Annotated in this window: 18 protein-coding genes and 1 pseudogene; 7 read left to right on the top strand and 12 right to left on the bottom strand. The window is 60.4% G+C overall.

Translation table 11 applies throughout. The features are described 5' to 3' along the window. Positions 1–20 precede the first annotated feature (20 nt). A complete protein-coding gene (locus AC07VF_RS16345; protein ID WP_192173282.1) occupies positions 21–1196 on the top strand; it encodes an acyltransferase family protein in 1176 nt (391 codons plus the stop codon). Between the two features lie 23 nt (positions 1197–1219). Here the strand turns inward: AC07VF_RS16345 and AC07VF_RS16340 are convergent, their stop codons facing one another. Beyond that, positions 1220–2458 (bottom strand): TIGR03862 family flavoprotein, encoded by a 1239-nt coding sequence (locus AC07VF_RS16340; RefSeq protein ID WP_495009256.1) that lies wholly within the window; start codon positions 2456–2458, stop codon positions 1220–1222. 195 nt (positions 2459–2653) lie between these two features. Further along, positions 2654–3564 (bottom strand): annotated as a pseudogene (locus AC07VF_RS16335) (histone deacetylase family protein). Between the two features lie 128 nt (positions 3565–3692). On the opposite strand from AC07VF_RS16335, the gene AC07VF_RS16330 reads away from it, so the two are divergent. The 3 genes from AC07VF_RS16330 (at position 3693) to AC07VF_RS16320 (ending at position 5850) form a co-directional block, all read left to right on the top strand. Further along, complete coding sequence (locus AC07VF_RS16330; protein ID WP_495009257.1) at positions 3693–4256, top strand: GNAT family N-acetyltransferase; 564 nt, start codon at positions 3693–3695, stop codon at positions 4254–4256. Between the two features lie 128 nt (positions 4257–4384). Beyond that, positions 4385–5254, top strand: coding sequence for an acyl-CoA thioesterase II (gene tesB / locus AC07VF_RS16325; RefSeq protein WP_495009258.1), 870 nt, complete (start codon positions 4385–4387; stop codon positions 5252–5254). Beyond that, on the top strand, positions 5251–5850 hold the full coding sequence (locus AC07VF_RS16320) for an HAD family hydrolase (RefSeq protein ID WP_282369733.1): 600 nt from the start codon (positions 5251–5253) through the stop codon (positions 5848–5850). The genes tesB and AC07VF_RS16320 overlap by 4 nt, the downstream gene beginning before the upstream one ends. A 257-nt stretch (positions 5851–6107) precedes the next feature. Here the strand turns inward: AC07VF_RS16320 and AC07VF_RS16315 are convergent, their stop codons facing one another. The 10 genes from AC07VF_RS16315 to AC07VF_RS16270 form a co-directional block, all read right to left on the bottom strand. Then, complete coding sequence (locus AC07VF_RS16315; RefSeq protein ID WP_192173276.1) at positions 6108–7097, bottom strand: alpha/beta hydrolase; 990 nt, start codon at positions 7095–7097, stop codon at positions 6108–6110. A 4-nt stretch (positions 7098–7101) separates the two neighbouring features. After that, on the bottom strand, positions 7102–7995 hold the full coding sequence (gene ypfJ / locus AC07VF_RS16310) for a KPN_02809 family neutral zinc metallopeptidase (protein ID WP_282369729.1): 894 nt from the start codon (positions 7993–7995) through the stop codon (positions 7102–7104). A gap of 223 nt (positions 7996–8218) precedes the next feature. Beyond that, positions 8219–8599: a hypothetical protein gene (locus tag AC07VF_RS16305; RefSeq protein WP_346627917.1), complete on the bottom strand. Its 381-nt coding sequence runs from the start codon at positions 8597–8599 to the stop codon at positions 8219–8221. Between the two features lie 472 nt (positions 8600–9071). Then, on the bottom strand, positions 9072–9431 hold the full coding sequence (locus tag AC07VF_RS16300) for a hypothetical protein (protein WP_192173273.1): 360 nt from the start codon (positions 9429–9431) through the stop codon (positions 9072–9074). Beyond that, the gene (locus tag AC07VF_RS16295; protein WP_495009260.1) at positions 9421–10047 is read right to left on the bottom strand and encodes a hypothetical protein; all 627 of its coding nucleotides are present in this window, start codon (positions 10045–10047) and stop codon (positions 9421–9423) included. The genes AC07VF_RS16300 and AC07VF_RS16295 overlap by 11 nt, the downstream gene beginning before the upstream one ends. Beyond that, positions 10044–10382: a hypothetical protein gene (locus AC07VF_RS16290; RefSeq protein WP_495009261.1), complete on the bottom strand. Its 339-nt coding sequence runs from the start codon at positions 10380–10382 to the stop codon at positions 10044–10046. Before AC07VF_RS16290 ends, AC07VF_RS16295 begins: the two co-directional genes overlap by 4 nt. A gap of 9 nt (positions 10383–10391) precedes the next feature. Further along, on the bottom strand, positions 10392–10880 hold the full coding sequence (locus AC07VF_RS16285; RefSeq protein WP_282369722.1) for an Hcp family type VI secretion system effector: 489 nt from the start codon (positions 10878–10880) through the stop codon (positions 10392–10394). Between the two features lie 247 nt (positions 10881–11127). Continuing rightward, a complete protein-coding gene (locus AC07VF_RS16280; RefSeq protein ID WP_192173270.1) occupies positions 11128–12420 on the bottom strand; it encodes an MFS transporter in 1293 nt (430 codons plus the stop codon). Positions 12421–12796: 376 nt separating this feature from the next. Then, positions 12797–13882 (bottom strand): tRNA (uridine(54)-C5)-methyltransferase TrmA, encoded by a 1086-nt coding sequence (gene trmA / locus AC07VF_RS16275; RefSeq protein ID WP_495009262.1) that lies wholly within the window; start codon positions 13880–13882, stop codon positions 12797–12799. Next, positions 13879–15171, bottom strand: a complete 1293-nt coding sequence (locus AC07VF_RS16270; RefSeq protein WP_282369716.1) for an NCS2 family permease — start codon at positions 15169–15171, stop codon at positions 13879–13881. The genes trmA and AC07VF_RS16270 overlap by 4 nt, the downstream gene beginning before the upstream one ends. A gap of 307 nt (positions 15172–15478) precedes the next feature. On the opposite strand from AC07VF_RS16270, the gene AC07VF_RS16265 reads away from it, so the two are divergent. From AC07VF_RS16265 to AC07VF_RS16255, 3 genes are read left to right on the top strand one after another with little or no spacing between them, the layout of a single operon-like run. Then, positions 15479–16003, top strand: a complete 525-nt coding sequence (locus AC07VF_RS16265) for a (2Fe-2S)-binding protein (RefSeq protein WP_122536674.1) — start codon at positions 15479–15481, stop codon at positions 16001–16003. Continuing rightward, positions 16000–16986 (top strand): FAD binding domain-containing protein, encoded by a 987-nt coding sequence (locus tag AC07VF_RS16260; RefSeq protein WP_065987554.1) that lies wholly within the window; start codon positions 16000–16002, stop codon positions 16984–16986. The genes AC07VF_RS16265 and AC07VF_RS16260 overlap by 4 nt, the downstream gene beginning before the upstream one ends. After that, the gene (locus tag AC07VF_RS16255; RefSeq protein WP_495009263.1) at positions 16986–19202 is read left to right on the top strand and encodes a xanthine dehydrogenase family protein molybdopterin-binding subunit; all 2217 of its coding nucleotides are present in this window, start codon (positions 16986–16988) and stop codon (positions 19200–19202) included. Before AC07VF_RS16260 ends, AC07VF_RS16255 begins: the two co-directional genes overlap by 1 nt. Positions 19203–19293: the final 91 nt, after the last annotated feature.

The raw sequence follows: 19293 nt of genomic DNA, 5'->3' as shown, positions 1-19293 counted from the left end.
TCAGGACGGGACGTTGGGCCATGGGATCAGTTCAGCGATTCACCACGCTAGACAGTTTCAGGGGCGTTTTCGCGTTGTTGGTGGTCTTCTATCACCTGCACGTGGTGGGCGCTTTCATCGAGCTGCCTTTTTTTCGCAGAGCGGACATCCTCCTCAACTTCTTCTTCGTGCTCAGCGGTTTTGTCCTGGCCCATTCCTATGGGCTGAAGCCGCAATTCGGCTTCAAGCGTTTCGTCATCTCGCGCCTGTTCCGCCTGTACCCGCTGCACGTCGTGATGCTGCTGGTGTTTATCCTCTTCGAAGGGGTGCGCTGGGCGGCCTGGAAGAAAGGCTTCACCTTGAACAACGTGCCGTTCACCGGGCTCTTCGCCCCGTCGGAGATCCTGCCCAATCTGCTGCTGGTGCAAGCCTGGACGACGCTCACCGAAACCATGTCGTTCAACTACCCGTCGTGGAGCATCAGCATCGAGTTCTATATCTACATGCTCTTCGGCGGGCTGTGCCTGCTCTCACTGCGAAGCCGCTTTCTGATGTTTGCCTGCGTGGCCGTCGTCGCATTCACGATGATCTTCACCGAAAACGAACCGCTGGTCTGGCGCGCGATGCTGGGTTTGTCCTGCTTCTTCGCCGGCAATATCACGTACCTCGCCTATCTGTTGGTTCGCGACCGATTCGTGCCGGTGCGCTGGCTGATGACGGTGCTCGAAGTGGCGCTCACGTGCACAACGTACTGGATGGTGATGAACGACTACAGCGACCGCTCGCCCATTGCCAGTCTGACGTTCTGCGTGTTGGTGCTGGTGTTCGCATTCGAAGCCGGGCTGGTATCGACGTTCCTGAAAACCGCCGTGTTCAGGCTGTTGGGCAAGTTGTCGTACTCCATCTACATGACCCACGCTGCGCTGCTGTTTTGCCTGTCGACGATGTTCATCGTGGCGCAGAAGCTCACCGGCCGCGATCTGTCGCCGATGATCAACGGCCAGCGTTTCATGGACACAGGTTCCGAGCTGGGCAACAACGCGCTGGTGGTTGCCGTCACCCTCGCAGCGATCGGCCTGGCTGCTCTGGCTCATAAGTACATCGAGCTGAAGGGCGTCGAGTTGGGCAAGTGGGTCACCGGAGCCTCGAACGGCAAAGCGCCGGTCAAGCAGGGTATCGGCGGTGGCCTGAAGCCGCAGGTTGATCGCGCGGCGTGAATCCCCTTTGGTTGCGCTGAGCCTTAACTGCGGCGCAACCAGTCAACCATTCCCAGCCCTGCCGCGCGGCCGCTGGCGAAGCAGGCGGTCAGCAGATAGCCGCCGGTGGGCGCTTCCCAGTCGAGCATCTCGCCGGCGCAGAAGACGCCGGGCAGCGACGGGATCATCAGGTGCTCGTTCAGTGCTTCGAATTTCACTCCGCCTGCCGTGCTGATGGCCTCATCCAGCGGGCGCGGCGTGATCAGTGTCAGCGGCAAGGCCTTGATCGCACGCGCAAGCAGGGCTGGGTCAGCGAATGTCGCAGCGGGGGTCAGCTCACGTAACAGCGCCGCTTTCACCCCGTCGAGGCCCAGCTGGCTGTGCAGATGCTTGGACGTCGAGCGGGAACCGCGGGGTTTGCTCAGGGCCTTTTGCACCTCGGCAACGCTTTTGCCGGGCAGCAGATCAATCTCGACCGTGGCCGACCCCGACTGATTGATCGCCTCACGGATCTGCGCGGACAAAGCGTAAACGAGGCTGCCCTCGACACCGCCCTGCGTGACCACGCATTCCCCCAGCCGCAGGTTTTGCCCCTCCAGGCCCATGGCGATGTTCTTCAGCGGCGCGCCGGCGAATTTGCTGCGCAGCAGTTCGCTCCAGGCGGAGACTTCGAACCCGCAATTGGCGGCTTGCAGCGGCGCGACGTTGACCCCGCGTTGTTCAAGCAGCGGTACCCACGCACCGTCCGAGCCCAGCCGCGACCAGCTTGCTCCGCCCAACGCCAGCAGCGTGGCGGCAGGGTTCAGGGTGACTTCACCTTCGGGACCGTCGACTCGCAACGTATTGTCGGCATTCCAGCCCAGCCACCGATGACGGGTGTGGATAACGACGCCGGACTCGCGCAGTCGCTTGAGCCAGGCGCGCAGCAGCGGCGCGGCCTTCATATCGGTGGGGAATACGCGCCCGGAACTGCCGACGAACGTCTGGATGCCCAGGCCGTGAATCCACTCGCACAGCGCCTGGGCGCCGAAGCTGCGCAGCAAGGGCGCGATTACCGCGGCGCGTTCGGCGTAGCGGGCAACGAACGCAGGCGACGGCTCGGAGTGGGTGATGTTCATGCCGCCGACGCCCGCCAGCAGAAACTTGCGCCCGACCGAGGGCATGGCGTCGTAGAGGTCCACCTTGAAACCGGCGTGGCTCAGCACTTCAGCGGCCATCAGGCCGGCAGGGCCGCCGCCGATGATGGCGACTGTCTGGGTGCTTGAGGTGGCGGTTGACGTCATGGCTAAGCGAACACCGGTTGGGTAGGGGGCGCGCATTCTACGCGAGCTTCGTGAAACGCGGCCAGCCTGTGGAAAACTTATCGATCAAAAAACGTACAGTGCGCGCGAGCCCCAGTGATATCAGGGGATCACGCCCTTGCACTCAGGTTATCCACAGGCGGTTCCACAGGGGATGTGGGTAAGTGATGTCATCACTCAAAGCCCGCGCTCTATCCACACCCGCTGCGCACTGTGGTGCAAAATCCCGTGCCGTTGAGCAAGTGCTTGCCGGTCCTTGCTGTAGCCACCGCCAATCACGCCCATCACCGGAATGTCCCGACCCAGGCAATGACGCATCACCGCCTCGTCGCGGCGGGCAACCCCCGCATCGGTCAGCTGCAAATAACCCAACGCGTCGGCACATCCACGCCGGCGTCGTATAGCACCAGATCGGGCTGATACAGCGGCAGCAGGTAATTGAGCGTGTCGTCGACCACCTTCAGGTAGTCGTCGTCACCCATGCCCATCGGCAGCGGAATGTCCCAGTCACTTTGGGCCTTGCGCGCAGGGAAGTTCTTTTCGCAGTGCAGCGAGACCGTGATCGCGTCATCGGTGTGTTCGAGAATCCGCGCAGTGCCGTCACCCTGGTGCACGTCGCAGTCAAAAATCAGCACCCGGTCGACGCGTCCGCTTTGCAGCAGGTACTGACTGATGATCGCCAGGTCGTTGAAGATGCAAAACCCCGCCGGGTAATCGTAATGGGCATGGTGAGTGCCGCCGGCAAGGTGACAGGCCAGTCCGTGTTGCAGCGCCAGTTCCGCTGTCAGCAAAGAGCCACCTACCGCGCGTACCGTACGTCGGGCCAGATCCTCGGTCCAGGGCAGGCCAAGGCGACGTTGATCTTCCCGCGACAGCGCGCCTTCCATATAACGGCTGATGTAACCGGGGTCATGGGCCAGCACGAGGATGTCCGTTGGGCAGACCAGCGGGCGAAACAATTGAGCATCTGTGGTCAGGCCGGTGTCGATAAGGTGGTCGCGCAGAAGCCGGAACTTGTCCATCGGGAAGCGATGGTCGGGCGGAAAGTCCGGGCTGTAGTCTTCGTGGTAAATGAGGGGCAGGGGCATGGTGAGCACGCGTCTGGTTCGAAGGGGAATCTTGCCAGTTCTGACGATCACCGCACAGCGATTTGCCTGGGCGGGGAGATCGCCAGCCGGCGGGCATTTTGAGAGGCGAGGCAACAGGGAGACGATCGATGGAGCCGATTCTTGAGCTCAACAGCGCACGCTTGTTGATGCGTCAATGGCGAGATGATGATTTGCCAGCCTTCGCGAAGATGTGCGCCGATCCACAAGTGATGCGCTACTTTCCGCAGCCCTTGAGCCGCATGGAAAGCGCCAAGCTGATCGGCCGAGTGCGCGGGCATTTTGCCGAGTATGGTTTCGGCTTCTGGGCCCTTGAACGCAGGGACACCGGTGAATTCATCGGTTTCACCGGCCTGGCCGTGGTGGGCTTCGAGGCAGGATTTACGCCAGCGGTAGAGATCGGCTGGCGCCTGGCCCGCGAGCATTGGGGCCTGGGTTATGCCAGCGAAGCCGCCTGGACGGTCCTCGGCTGCGGATTCGAGCACCTGGACATGGACGAAATCGTGGCATTTGCGGCGGTCAATAATTTGCCCTCGCAGAAGGTCATGCAGGCCATCGGCATGCGCAACGATCCGGCTGACAACTTCGATTATCCGAAATTGCCCAACGGCCATCCACTCAGGCCCCACGTGTTGTATCGCATCAACCGGGCGGGCTGGTTGGCGACGCTTTAAACAGCTGCGGGAATCGGGCTACAAACCTCTGTATCATTTCGTCCCACTTCCATATGCGCCGGCCTACGGCGCCCATGGCCTGATTGATGCGATGACGGTTGGCGAGACGACCGTGTGAGGAACCCTGAATGAGTCACGTGCTGGATGATCTGGTGTCGCTGTTGAGTCTGGAGCCGATCGAAGAAAACCTCTTCCGCGGACGCAGCCAGGACCTTGGCTTTCGCCAGCTGTTTGGCGGTCAGGTACTGGGTCAGTCGCTGTCGGCGGCGAGCAAGACGGTTGAAGACGCGCGCCATGTGCATTCGCTGCATGGCTATTTCCTGCGCCCCGGCGACGCGCACTTGCCCGTGGTGTATCAGGTGGACCGGGTCCGCGACGGCGGCAGTTTCAGCACACGCCGGGTGACGGCCATTCAGAAAGGCCATCCGATTTTCACCTGCAGCGCGTCGTTCCAGTACGACGAAGAAGGCTTCGAGCACCAGAGCCAGATGCCTCACGTGGTCGGCCCGGAAAACCTGCCGTCGGAACTTGAATTGATGCGTCAGCGCGAGCACCTGATTCCCGAGCACATGAAGGACAAACTGCTGTGCCCCAAGCCCATCGAATTCCGGCCAGTCACCGAGTCTGATCCCTACAACCCGAAGCCTACTGACCCGGTGAAATACATCTGGTTTCGCGCCGACGGCACCCTGCCCGACATCCCCGCCCTGCACCGCTACATGCTTGCTTATGCGTCGGACTTCAACCTGCTGACCACCTCGCTGCTGCCCCACGGCAAGACGGTCTGGCAGAAAGACATGCAGATCGCCAGCCTGGATCACTCGCTGTGGTTCCACGGTGAACTGCGCGCTGACGACTGGCTGCTTTACGCCATGGACAGCCCATGGGCCGGTAATTCGCGCGGGTTCTCCCGAGGCAGCGTATTCAATCGCGAGGGCAAGCTTGTGGCGTCGGTCAGTCAGGAAGGTTTGATTCGCCACCGTAAGGATTGGTCATGAGCCTCAATCAAGTACGCCACTGGGTATTCGACATGGACGGTACGCTGACCGTTGCTGCCCATGATTTTCCGGCGATCAAGCGTGCGCTGGATATCCCTCAGGAGGACGACATTCTCGGGCATCTCGCGGCGTTACCGGCGGATGTTGCGGCGGCCAAACATGCCTGGCTGCTGGAGCACGAGCGCGCGTTGGCGATCGAATCCAAACCCGCGACAGGTGCTGTCGAGTTGGTGAGGGAGCTGGCAGGGCGGGGCTATCGTCTCGGCATCCTGACCCGTAACGCCCGGGAGCTTGCTCACGTAACGCTGGAGGCAATCGGTATTGCCGACTGCTTTGCCGTGGACGACGTGCTCGGCCGTGACGAGGCCGCGCCCAAACCCGATCCGGGTGGCCTGCTGAAGCTCGCGAGCGCCTGGAACGTGCAGCCGTCGGAAATGGTGATGGTGGGTGACTATCAGTTCGACCTGGCCTGTGGTCGAGCGGCCGGGGCCCGGACGGTGCTGGTCAATCTCCCGGAAAACCCGTGGCCGGAATTGACCGACTGGCATGCGGAGGATTGTGTGGCGTTACGGGCGATGATTGGCGCAAAGAGCTGATTCCACCCTTCTGGCAGGACCGGCTTCAGCCGGGAACGCGTCCGGCAATTCACCACAAAATTGATGGTGTACAGACCGGCCTCTTCCCGGCTAAAGCAGGTCCTACATAATGCCGCGTCTAGACAGTAGGACCGGCGGCTGCGTTCATTTGTAGGACCGGCTTCAGCCGGGAAGGCGTCTGGCGCTACACTGCAACATTGACGCTGCACATGCTGGCCTCTTCCCGGCCGAAACCAGTCCTACCAAACGCGCGGATATCAATTCGCCTTGAACAACGCCGTCTGCCCTTCAGGCGAAGTGAAGATCGCATCGCCGTTGTGCCCGACGTTTTTCACTTCCACCAGACGCTGATTCAAGCCTTCCGGGTGGCGCTTGGTCAGGTAATCGAAATAGTTGTGACCCCGGGCCAGGCGCTGAGGCCCCTGAGCTTCCGCGCCACAATCCTTGTCCAGCGCGGGGTGCTCCGGATCGGTGTCCAGCTCGCCCAACAGATAAGTAATGTCCCGCTTCACGTATGCGGCCTCAAGCTCGGCCGGTGTTTCCTTGCCGGCGTAGGCGGGCAGCTTGTTCAGACCATACTTCCAGGTGTCGAAAGTCGGGCAGCTCCCCGCATCAACCGGCACAGGGCGCGTCGCGTCGAAATAGGCATAAGAGGACGGGTTGGCGATCACATAGCGCAGCTTGATGCCTTCCTTCTTGAGCAAGGCATCTTCCTTGCCACCAATCATCGCGTAGCGCTGCACCACCTGCGCACCGCCGGAATGGCCCGCGATCACGATTTCCTTCAGGTTGGGGAACAGCTTACTGTCGCTCAGACGCTTGAGGATGTGATCGATGACCACAAAGGAGCTGACCGGCTTGGGGCCCAGTGACTTCTCGCCCGCCATCCAGTCATTGGTGTGCCAGCGAAGTACCGACTCAGGCAGGCGGTGTTCTGCGATGTCCTTTTCGTCGAGAAACTGCGGCGCGATCAGCAGGGTTTTCGATCGCTGCCTGGACTGGTTGGCTGCGCGCTCGACACTGCGCAGGTAGGTTTGCGCGTTACGCAGCCGACCGTGGAAAACAATGACCACCCGCTGGACCTGCGGGCTGGGACGAACCCAGTTCTGACTCAGGCCGAGGGTGGCCTGGGTCGTTCCGTTGATCTGCAGCCGGTCGGGGCTGATGGCTTTAACCGCCTGATCCGCCGCATGAGCATTGAGGCTCATCAGGGTGCCCAACAACAGGATCGAAAGCGGTTTCATCATGTGATCAGAGGCTCTTGGCGGCGAACGTATCGCATTGGTTGATTTGTCCCTGGGCAAAACCTGTCTTGAACCAGCGGACCCGCTGGGCAGAAGTGCCGTGGGTAAACGAGTCCGGCACGACCCGGCCCTGACCCTGTTGCTGCAAGCGGTCGTCGCCAATGGCATTGGCGGCGTTCAGCGCCTCTTCAATATCACCCGGCTCCAGCCAGTTCAAACGCTTTTGTGCGTTGTTGGCCCAAACGCCTGCCAGGCAGTCAGCTTGCAGCTCCTGACGCACCAGCAAACCGTTGTCACCTTCCATTTTCATGCCGCGTTGGCGGGCGGCGTCAACTTTAGCCGAAACCCCCAATAAGGTCTGCACATGATGGCCAACTTCGTGAGCAATCACGTACGCCTGAGCGAAATCTCCCGCCGCCTTGAAACGCTGACTCATCTCACGGAAAAACTCCATGTCCAGGTACACGCGCTGGTCAGCCGGGCAATAGAACGGGCCGCTCGCCGAAGACGCCGAGCCACAGGCCGACTGCACCCGGCCGCTGAACAGAATCAGGGTCGGGGCCTTGTACTGGCTCCCCATTTGCTGGAATACCTGCTGCCACGTGTCCTCGGTGTCGCCCAGGATCGCGCGCACGAAGTCGGCCTGCTCGTCATTGGCCGGTGGCGCCTGGCGCGTTTGCGGATTGACCGCTGCGGTCTGCTCCGAACCCATCTGGCCGGTAATCTCGCCCAGAATTCGCATCGGGTCCTGCCCGGTCAGCAGACCGATCGCGACAATGATCACGATCCCGCCAAGCCCCAGACCCTTGCCGCCAATGCGCATCCCGCCGCCACCGCCACCCCCGGAATCGCCGCGTGCGTCCACGACGTTGTCACTGCGACGTCCTTTTTTCCATAGCATGGGGGAATCCTCTTTTGGTCGTGTGGGAAGTGTAGACGGCGTGCGTGCGTCGTCTGGTCTGCTGGACTAAGAGAGGAGGGGAGGGGGAATAGTTCGCGAATCGGTTCTTCAGAGGTGTTGCTCACCTGCAGAGCTGTTTGGTGGGTTGGCAGCCTGGAACCTTATTTGTGTTTTTCAATCTGCGGAGAAATAGCCCATGCCAAGGCAGCGCCCTTTGAGCGCGCTAATGCGGCGCTCGAAAATAATAGAGCAGTCCGCTAGTCACGCCGATGAGAATCATCGAGCCATAAATTATCCGCACTCCCCACAGCAGTCGGGTAGGCAGTTTGAGCAGCTTTTGCCTGGGGATACGTTCCTGCCTCCAGAAGATCTCAGGTGCGACTGCGACCAGCATTACAAAGGTTTCCCTCATTCTTCGTCCGAAAAGGCTGTCTCCGTAGAAATCTCTGTTCAATGAAAACATTTCAATATCGCATAGGTAGTTTTCGATTTTTTCCAAGTTGATGTAGAAGAAGATGTAGTAGCCGGCGAGATGCAAGGCCGTGATCACTGTCAAAATGAGTGCCAGTAGTCCGGTAGGGATATCTACCATTACTGCGCCCATTCATAGAGATATTCGTCGGTCATTTCTTTCACTTCTCTCACTGTGCTGTGATAAAGGCATAAAGCCCGATCATGCATGCAAATACTGTATTTAGATTGATGTAGAGCCAGAGTATCCAGACCCTTAAATCTGGTGGCACTCTTAAGTTTGCATCTTTTGAAATATCTCCACGGAGGTACATCAAATTCGGAAAAGTAAGGACGACAGTCACCATGTTCATACGCATCTGTCTTCCGATAATGCCGTCGCCCCACATCCTTCGAGCATCAGATATGCATCTGCAGTCATTCAGATAGCTTTCAATTATTACTATCTTTCTGCAGCAAAAAATTGTCATCGTCAAGATGGTCGCAAACATCCAAAAGGACATTGCCAGTGAAAGTAGGCCGATTAAGTAGTGCATTGGTGAAGCAGCTCCAAATTTCTTCCCTAATGAGGGTCAAAAGGTCTCGCAGAGCACTGTCAAGCTTGTTCAGTCTAGGGAGAAATAAACCCAAGCTAAAGCGGCGCCGTTTGCATACGAGAAAAAATAGAGCGCCTGAAGTTGAAGCCTGAGCGCCGAAGACAACCGCTTATCTGCATCGGGAGGTATCTCACCCCGCCTGCACATAAGCTTATGCATGATGATAATCATCGCTAATCCATTCAGCCTCATCTGCCTGCCAATGAGGCCCCCGCCCCACACGCTTTTGTTCCACTGCACGAGTTTTACGTCTGATAGCAGTTCCTCCATGGCGGTTAACTTATTTAGCTGGAAGTAAATCATTATGATGATATTGACGAATATGCTTCCAAACACCGCCATCACCCACCAGACTTTCTCAATCATCATTAGTGTGCGGGCTCCATTCATAAAGTTTGGTTCCTATGAACTCTCCGCTTTTCTCACCTGCCAACCCACCTCCATACCCTCCAGCAACTGCGCCCACGATCAAACAGGCAAGTGCCACCGGGCCGCTTGTTGGACCCAATACCGCGAAGCATGCAGTAGCCGCCGCTGTGCCACCTAGCGTTCCGCCTAAGGAGCCGCCGCTGACATTGCCCACCAGTTTCACGCCTTCGACGAATTTCGCTCGCGTGCAAATATCCTCCCTTCCGGTCGAGCAGGCTTCCTTAATCTCAAGCGCGGTAGATGCTAAGTTCAGCCCGATCCCAATTGCTGTCCCATGCTTCAACAACTTCGCCACCTTGGCGATCTTCCCGACCCGCGCCGCATATCCCTGGATCTCACCTGTGTGCAGATAACTCTTGGTCGACAACCCCAGCATCTTCTTAAGCGGGCCCTTTTTCCGTAGCCCGGTACCCCAGCGAGCAATGCCTTCCAGTTGCTTATCAAGCGTGGCAAACAGCGCTCGTCGTTGGTTGATGAATTCCTGCCGGGCAATGGGTGTTCCGCGCGCCAGCGACAGTTTGTAAAGCCGCTCGATCTCTTCCAGAGTTTTCTTCACCCCCTCAAGGTGCTTGCCCCAACTCCCGTAGCAGCGCCAATACCCAGTGCTCCATAACTGAGCATGTTCTGCAGCAGGTCATAGTTCTCGATGAGCTGGCTGCCCGCGCCTTTCACTTGACGATGGACGTTACGCGCTAGGTTCATCAGCTCGGTTTCTTCGGCTGTGAGAGTGCCGTTTGAACCGTCGCTGACAATCACCAGTTGGCCCGGCATCACCACAACGTTTCGAATATGCGCGTTCAGCACATCGAACTTCGCACCCCCGCTCACCCGTGCCTTGAGTGTGAAATAGGTCTGTATGCGGTCATTGATAAACACATATGGCTTGGACACGTGCTGTCCTCAACTAAAGCGCTTGTTGGCGATGCGGTCCCAGCCGCCGGTGACGTTGCCGGCTGCCGCCCCGTCGCTGCGTTTCTGCTGGGTGTACAGAATGCGAACGCGGCCGAAGTTGATTTGCACGTGTTCCAGGGGCTCGCCGCTTTCACCGCTTTGGCTGAAGTCAGAAATGATCACTTCTTCGAGGCGCACTTCGTAGTACTTCAACTTGTCTCCACCGGCCCGGTACAGACACAAGGTCAGGTCCTTGATGTGCGTGCCCGCGCAGCTGGCCTCAAACAACGAAGCGCTGGATTTGTCCAGACGCTTGCTGAAGCTGAAGTCGCTGAGGCTGGCCCGACCCGAGCCTGCGCCGCCGTTCGAGCTGGCGGTGGCCGAAGTGCTTTGGCTGACGCCGAAGTCGTAGGCCACGATTTCGATCCAGCCCTTGTTGCGCTCATCCAGCGACTCGCCGTCTATCCCGTCCAGCTTGATGAATCCGTCAAATGCCATGCTGCATGTCCTTGCTGAGTTCAGATGCAGCAAGGATAGGGAGCGTATTCCTGGCTTTGAAGCGTCAAGAGGGGGGGCAAAAGTACGATTCGGATCGGTCCTACGCTGGAGCCATAGCCCGTCTTACGGAAGATTCCGTAACGGGTGATGTTCGTCGCAGTAGTTGTTCAAAAGGGGCTGGAAATCGCCGAATTCGCGTGGCGCTCAGAGGGTACGCGCCGACAGCAAATACCCGAGAGGGCTTACATCAAACCCGCGCCGTCTGCTTCTCGGTGGTTTCGACCGGCGAGGCGTCGGCAAAGTGGTTGACCTGGCGCAAGGCCTTGAAACCCACCATCCAGGCGCCCACAACACCCAGAGTGCAGAGGCCGCCGATGATCGCGGCGGGCACGGCCCCCCAAAGCGCTGCGCTGCTGCCGGCGCGGAATTCGCCCAGTTCGTTGGACGAGCCAATGAACAACATATTCACGGCGTTTACCCGCCCGCGCATGTCGTCCGGCGTTGAGAATTGCACCAGTGTGGAGCGAATGTAGACGCTGACCATGTCCGCCGCACCGGCGATCATCAACGCCAGCAGCGACAGCCAGAACAGCGTCGACAGGGCGAACACCAGATTGGCGATACCGAACACCGCGACGGCGATGAACATGACCAGACCGACGTGTCGATCAAAAGGCCGGAAGCTCAGGTACAGGCCGGTGCTGACCTCCCCCAGACTCATCGCGCTGCGCAACGCGCCCAGCCCTTGTGGCCCCAGGTGCAGCACTTCGTGGGCATAAATCGGCAGCAGCGCCACGACGCCACCGAGCAGCACGGCGAACAGGTCGAGGGAAATGGTGCCGAGGATGATCGGCCGCGATCGAATGAACGCGATGCCGGCGGTAAAGCGCTTCCAGGCCGTGGACTCGAGGATCTGCTTCTTCCCGGCATAGAGCACCGGCACGCGGATCAGCAACAGCACGCCAGCGATGAAGCTGGCCATGCACACCGAGTAGGTCAATCCGCCGCCGCCCGCTGCATATAAACCGCCGCCGACCAGAGGCCCGGCGATGGTGGCAATGCGCATGATCATGCTGTTGGTGGCGATGGCCGAGGCGAGTTTTTCACGGGGGACGACTTGCGGCAGCAGGCTCTGCAACGCCGGCCCGGTGAACGCCCGCGCGCAACCGAACAGCGCCAGAGTGGCGTAAATGAGCCGCGTATCCTGATGGTGCGTGACCGAGAACAGCATCAGCATCAGGCTGCACACCGCTTGCACCGACCAACTGATGGTCAGGATCATCTTGCGATCGTAGCGGTCGATCAGATCGCCGGCCGGCATCAACAACAGCAGCATGGGAATGAACTGCGCCAGGCCCACATACGCCAGGGAGATCGGGCTGCGGGTCATGTCGTAGACCTGCCAGGCGACCACGACCGCCTGAATCTGCATGGCAAACACGGCGGCAAGACGCGCGGTCAGGAAGGCGAAAAAGCCGGGCAGTCGCAGGGCGCTTTTAGCGGAGGATTCAGAGGACGGGGCGGGCGATTCGGAGCTCAAGGCTAGGCATCCATCGAAGCGAGAGACGGCCGAGAGTTATACACCGGTCTGACGCAGTTCGCCGCTAGCTGTCAGGAATTTAATGATGGGTGGTGAGGGATATGCTGCGTGCGCATGAGAAAGCGGCGGCGGATCGAGTAGGAGTGCGCTGGGTCCAAGCCCCATTGGGAAGATCACTTTGTTCATCCGGCCCATTCTTAACCACTGCCAAATGAACTGTGGGAGCGAGCTTGCTCGCGAATAGGTCGGTACATCCGCCAAATCTTCAGCGGACCGCACGCCGTCTTCGTGAGCAAGCTCACTCCCACAGGGACTTTATTAAATGCCCGACATCGCGGGATCTGGACGACCGGGGATATCCTAAAGTACCTCAGGTTTACCGGCTAACCAGCAACACCCCCGACTCCATGTGATGGGTATACGGGAACTGATCAAACAGCGCGCAGCGCTCGACCCGGTGGGTGTCGTGCAGTTGGGCGATGTTTGCGGCCAGGGTTTCCGGGTTGCACGAGATGTACAGAATGCGTTCGAAACGTCGCGTCAGCTCGCAGGTGTCCGGGTCCATGCCGGCGCGGGGTGGGTCGACGAACACGCTGCCGAAGTCGTAGCTCTTCAGATCGATGCCGGCCAGACGACGGAACGGGCGCACCTCATTCAGCGCTTCGGTCAGCTCTTCCGCCGAAAGGCGCACCAGCGACACATTATCCACACAGTTGTCCGCCAGGTTACTCAGCGCCGCGTTGACCGAGGTCTTGCTGATCTCGGTCGCCAGCACCTTGCGCACGCGGGTCGCCAACGGCAGCGTGAAGTTGCCGTTGCCGCAATACAGCTCCAGCAAATCATCGTCGCGGTCGCCCAGCGCGTCATATGCCCAGCTCAGCATTTTCTGGTTCACCGTGCCGTTGGGCTGGGTGAACGCGCCCTCCGGCTGGCGATAACTGAAGGGCCGGCCGGCGACTTCCAGCTGTTCGGTCACGTAATCGCGACCGATCACCAGACGCTGCCCCTTCGAACGGCCGATCACGCTCACCTTAAGATCAGACGCCAATTGCTCGGCCTCGACTTGCCAGGCTTCATCCAGCGGGCGGTGATAGCACAGCGTGATCATGCCGTCGCCGGCCAGCGTGGTCAGAAAGTCCACCTGAAACAGCTTGTGATTGAGCGTCTTGCTGGCTTCCCAGCGATCCCGCAGCACCGGCATCAGCGCGTTGATCTGCTGGCTGGCGATGGGGAAATCGTTGATCAGAATCGGCGTGTGTTTGTCGCCCGGCGCGAACATGGCGTAGTGACGCTTGCCATCGTCGCGCCACAGGCGGAACTCGGCGCGCAGGCGGTAGTGCTCGCTCGGCGAGTCGAAAACCTGAGGTTCCGGCGCCTCGAAAGGCGCCAGCAGCTCGCGCAGGCGCGCGGCCTTTTCATCGAGCTGAGCGGTGTAGTTTGCAGGGTCGAACGTAGAACTCATGGATAAAAGCCCAGCTTGATCACGAACAGAATCGACAGCACGACCAGTGCCGAATTCAGCTCGCGGCCCCGGCCCGACAACAGCTTGATCACGGTCCAGGAAATGAAGCCAAAGGCGATGCCGTTGGCGATCGAATAGGTGAACGGCATGGCCAGCGCGGTGATCACCACCGGTGCTGCTTCAGTGATGTCATCCCAGTTGATTTCGGCAAGGCCGGAGGTCATCAACACGGCCACGAACAGCAGGGCCGGGGCGGTGGCGAATGCCGGAACGCTGCCGGCCAGCGGTGCGAAAAACAGCGCCAAAAGAAACAGCACCGCCACCACGATGGCCGTTAGACCGGTCCGGCCACCGGCGCTGACGCCCGCCGCCGATTCGATGTAACTGGTGGTGGTCGACGTGCCCAGCAGAGAGCCCGCCATCGCGGCGGTGCTGTCGGCGATCAGCGCACGGCCCATTTTCGGCATGTGGCCGTCCTTGCCCATCAGGCCCGCGCGCTTGGCGACGCCGATCAGAGTGCCGGAGTTGTCGAACAGGTCGACGAACAGGAAGGAGAAAATCACGCTGACCAGACCGATGTTCAGTGCGCCGGGAATGTCCAGCTGCAGGAAGGTCGGCGCCAGTGAAGGCGGCATCGACACCACGCCGCCAAACGGCGAGAAGCCCATTACGATCGAGATGATGGTCACGGCCAGAATGCCTATCAGCACGGCGCCCCGCACTTTCAAAGCTTCCAGCGCCACGATCAGCGCGAAGCCCAGGGCGGCAAGGATCGGTGCCGGTTTGGCCAGATCGCCCAGGCCGACCATGGTGGCCGGGTTGCTCACGACGATTTCAGCGTTGTGCAGCGCAATCAGCGCCAGAAACAGACCGATACCCGCAGCGATGGCCGAGCGCAACGGCAGCGGGATGCTGTTGATGATCCATTCGCGGATGCGGAAGATCGACAGCAGGAAAAACATCACCGCCGAAATGAACACCGCGCCCAGCGCCACTTGCCAGGTGTGGCCCATGTGCAGCACGACGGTGTAGGTGAAGAAGGCGTTCAGGCCCATGCCCGGCGCGAGGGCGATCGGGTAGTTGGCGATAAGGCCCATCACGGTGGAACCGATGGCCGCGGCCAGACAGGTGGCGACGAAGATCGCGCCCTTGTCCATGCCGGTCTCGCCAAGGATGCTCGGGTTCACGAACAAGATGTAGGCCATGGCCAGAAAGGTCGTGACCCCGGCCAGAATTTCGGTGCGCACATTGGTGTTATGTGCCCTGAGTTGAAACAACCGCTCCAGCATTTAAGGCTCCCCGGTGACGCTCCGCGTCATTTATGTAGTCGACTGAAACAGCAAAGCACTGCTCACCGAAACGGCTTGCACAAATTCTGCCAGTTGCAAAAAGCCGAGCATCATACCAGCAGCTCCGGGCGATGGGGCCTGGCGCTTGTCGCCGGATTGCAAATGTCCGGATCGGCCTTGCGCCAGGCCGGCGCTACGCTGCGTCAAAACGCCCGTCATAAACCCTGAACGTTTCCGAAACCACACAAGTCGTACCCCTTAAGACGCAGATCACTGCGCTGATCGAGTACCTACCGTGAGGCTTCCCATGAGTGCAACCAATGAACAGGCGTTCGCAGGGCATTCCATCGCCCTGACGTTGAACGGCCAGACCCGACAAGTGGACGTACAGCCCTGGACCACGCTGCTGGATCTGCTGCGCGAGCAGCTCGATCTGGTCGGCACCAAAAAGGGCTGTGACCACGGCCAATGCGGTGCATGCACCGTGTTGCGTGACGGCAAACGCATCAATGCGTGCCTGACCCTGGCGATCATGTGTGACGGCGCCGAGCTGACCACGATCGAAGGGCTGGCCAACGGCGACACCCTGCACCCGATGCAACAAGCGTTCATCAAGCACGACGCCTTTCAGTGCGGCTACTGCACGCCCGGGCAGATCTGCTCGGCGGTGGGCCTGGCCAACGAAGGCCGCGCCAGCACCGATGACGAAGTGAAAGAACTGATGAGCGGCAACCTGTGCCGTTGCGGCGCCTACAGCAACATCCGTGCGGCGGTGGTTGAAGTCTTGCCATCGATGAATGCCGCACCGGATCAGGGAGGGCGCGGCCAATGAATCCCTTCAGCTACAGCAAACCGTCCGACATCGCACAGGCGGTCAATCTTGCAGGCCCTGCCAGCCGTTTCATCGCTGGCGGTACGAACCTGCTGGATTTGATGAAAGAAAACATCGCCCGTCCCGAGCACTTGATCGACATCACTGGGCTGCCGCTCAAAGACGTTCGCGCAACCGACAGCGGCGGCCTGATGATCGGCGCGCTGGTGAGCAACGCTGATCTGGCGTGGCACCCGCTGATCGAACGTGACTATCCATTGTTGTCTCAAGCCATTCTGGCGGGCGCCTCGCCGCAGTTGCGTAACATGGCGAGCACCGGCGGCAACCTGTTGCAGCGTACCCGCTGCTACTACTTCTACGACTCAACCGTGCCGTGCAACAAGCGCGAGCCTGGCACGGGTTGCCCGGCTAAAGAAGGTCTGAACCGCATCCACGCGATCCTTGGTGCCAGTGATGCCTGCGTCGCGACGCACCCGTCGGACATGTGCGTTGCCTTGGCTGCGCTCGAAGCCCGCGTGCACGTTCAAGGGCGTGCCGGTGCGCGGGTCATCGAGTTTGCCGACTTCCACCGCTTGCCGGGGGATGCGCCCCAGCGCGACAACCAGCTGGCCGACGATGAACTGATTACGGCTGTCGAACTGCCTGCGCCGCGTTTCCAGCAGCACAGCCACTATTTGAAGATCCGTGACCGCGCGTCTTACGCCTTTGCCCTGATCTCGGTGGCCGCTGCCGTCGAACTCGATGGCGACGTGATCCGTGATGTGCGCATCGCCTTGGGTGGCGTTGCCCACAAGCCTTGGCGTGACACGGCCGTCGAGCAGTCGCTCAAGGGTCAGCCGGTCTCGCGGGAAAACTTCGTTGCTGCTGCCGACGCGATGCTGCGCGACGCTCAGCCGCTGGCGCACAACGCTTTCAAGATCAAGCTGGCCCGCCGCGCGATCGTTCGCGCCTTGAGCGACGCCACCTTGGGAGGGACTGTTTAATGAACGCCAACACACCAATCCCGGGAAGCTCCGCGCTGGGCCAACCGATGGACCGCGTCGACGGACGCCTGAAAGTCACCGGCCAGGCCCGCTACGCCGGTGAGTACCCGGAGCATGGCTTGCTGCATGCTAGCGTCGTGTCCAGCACCATCGCCTCGGGCCGCGTCGTGCGCATCGATGCGACCCAAGCGCTGGCGGTGCCCGGCGTGGTGGCGGTCATTGATCACACCAATCGCCCGCACATCGCCAGCTATGACGAGCCTTATCAGGACGCCGATGCGGCCGAAGGTTCGCCGTTCCGCCCGTTCTATAACGATCGCGTGCTCTACAGCGGCCAGCCGCTGGCGTTGGTGGTGGCAGACACCCTTGAGCTGGCGCGGCATGCCGGCTCCCTTGTGCGTATCGAATACGAAACCGAGTCGCACCAGACCGACCTCGGCGTCGGCCAGAGTGACGCCCACACGGCACCTGCCGAAACGCCAAAGCCGCGCGGGGATTTTTCGCGCGCATTCGCCCAGGCGGCGGTGACGGTCGACACCCACTACAGCACGCCTAACGAACACCACAATCCGATGGAACCCCACGCGTCGACGGTGTTTTACAAGGCCGACGGCAGCCTGGAGATTCACGATAAAACCCAGGGCACGCAGAACTGCCAGGACTACCTGCACAGCGTGTTCGGCCTGGAGAAAGAAAAGATTCGCGTCCTCGCCGCCTTCGTCGGTGGCGCGTTCGGTTCCGGCCTGCGCCCGCAATACCAGCTGCCACTGGCCGTGATGGCAGCGCTGAAACTTCAGCGCTCGGTACGCCTGACGCTGACCCGCCAGCAGATGTTCACGTTCGGCTATCGCCCCCAGACCCTTCAGCACATGCGCCTGGGTGCTTCCAAAGATGGCAAGCTGACAGCGATTGCCCACGACGCGATCGGCCAGACCTCGCGTTTCGAAGACTTCACCGAGCACGTCGTTGAATGGAGCGGCATGCTCTATCAGTGCGACAACGTGCAGTTGAGCTACCAGCTGGCGCCGCTGGACGTTTACACGCCGCTGGACATGCGCGCACCGGGCGCCGCTTCCGGCATGGTCGCGCTGGAATCCGCCATGGACGAGCTGGCCATTGCGGCCGGCATCGACCCGGTGCAGCTGCGGATCGTCAACTTTGCCGACAGCAACGGCAACGAAGCCAAGCCGTATTCCAGCAAGGAACTGCTGGCCTGTTACGAGCAAGGCGCCGAGCGCTTCGGCTGGAGCAAGCGCAACCCTGAGCCGCGCAGCATGCGTCAGGGCCGTCAGCTAGTGGGTTGGGGCATGGCCGGTGGTGTGTGGGAAGCCATGCAGATGCCGGCCAGCGCCAAAGCCAGTATCGACAGCAACGGCAAGATCACCGTCAGCAGCGCCACCACTGACATTGGCACCGGCACGTATACGGTCATGACTCAGATCGCCGCCGAAGCCGCCGGTGTGAATCCGGACGACGTCACCTTCGTGCTGGGTGATTCTTCGCTGCCGACGTCGCCGTTGCAGGGTGGCTCGTTCACCGTGTCGTCCGTGGGTACTGCCGTGCAGCAGGCCTGCCGTGCCTTGCGCGCCAAGCTGCTCGACGCCGTGCGAATGGCGCATCCGCAATACGCGGTGGTGGACATGGCCGATGTCGGTTACGGCGACGGTTATCTGCTCATCGACGATCAGCGTTTTGCCTATGCCGACATCGTCCGCGAGTCGTCCCACGAGACGCTGGAAGTCCAGATCGACGCCAAGCCTGACGACAAGCGCGAAGGCTATTCGACGGCGACTCACTCGGCGGTGTTCGTCGAAGTGTTGGTGGACGAAGACCTGGGCACCATTCGCGTTAATCGTGTGGTGGACGCAGTCGCGGCGGGCCGCGTGGTCAACCCGAAAACCGCCCGCAGCCAGATTCTCGGCGGCGTGGTCTGGGGCATTGGTCAGGCGCTGCAGGAAGAGAGCCAGACCGACCACAATCTCGGGCGCTTCATGAACCACAGCCTGGCCGAGTACCACATCCCGGTGAACGCCGACATCGGTGAGATCGACGTGTTGTTCGTCGAAGAGAACGACGACATCGTCAATGATCTGGGCTCCAAGGGTGTAGGCGAGATCGGCATCGTCGGCGTGGCTTCTGCCATCGCCAATGCCATCTTCCACGCCACGGGCAAGCGTGTTCGGGAATTCCCGATTACGCTGGATAAAGTGCTGTAACCCACGCCGGACCTGATCGTTCCCACGCGCTGCGTGGGAACGGTCATCTGCTGCTGAACCCCCTTCATTCAATGTCGCCCCAGTGCAAGCA

The sequence above is a fragment of the Pseudomonas sp. GW821-FHT02H06 genome, from assembly GCF_059421525.1.
This window is presented reverse-complemented; position numbering and strand designations above follow the sequence as displayed.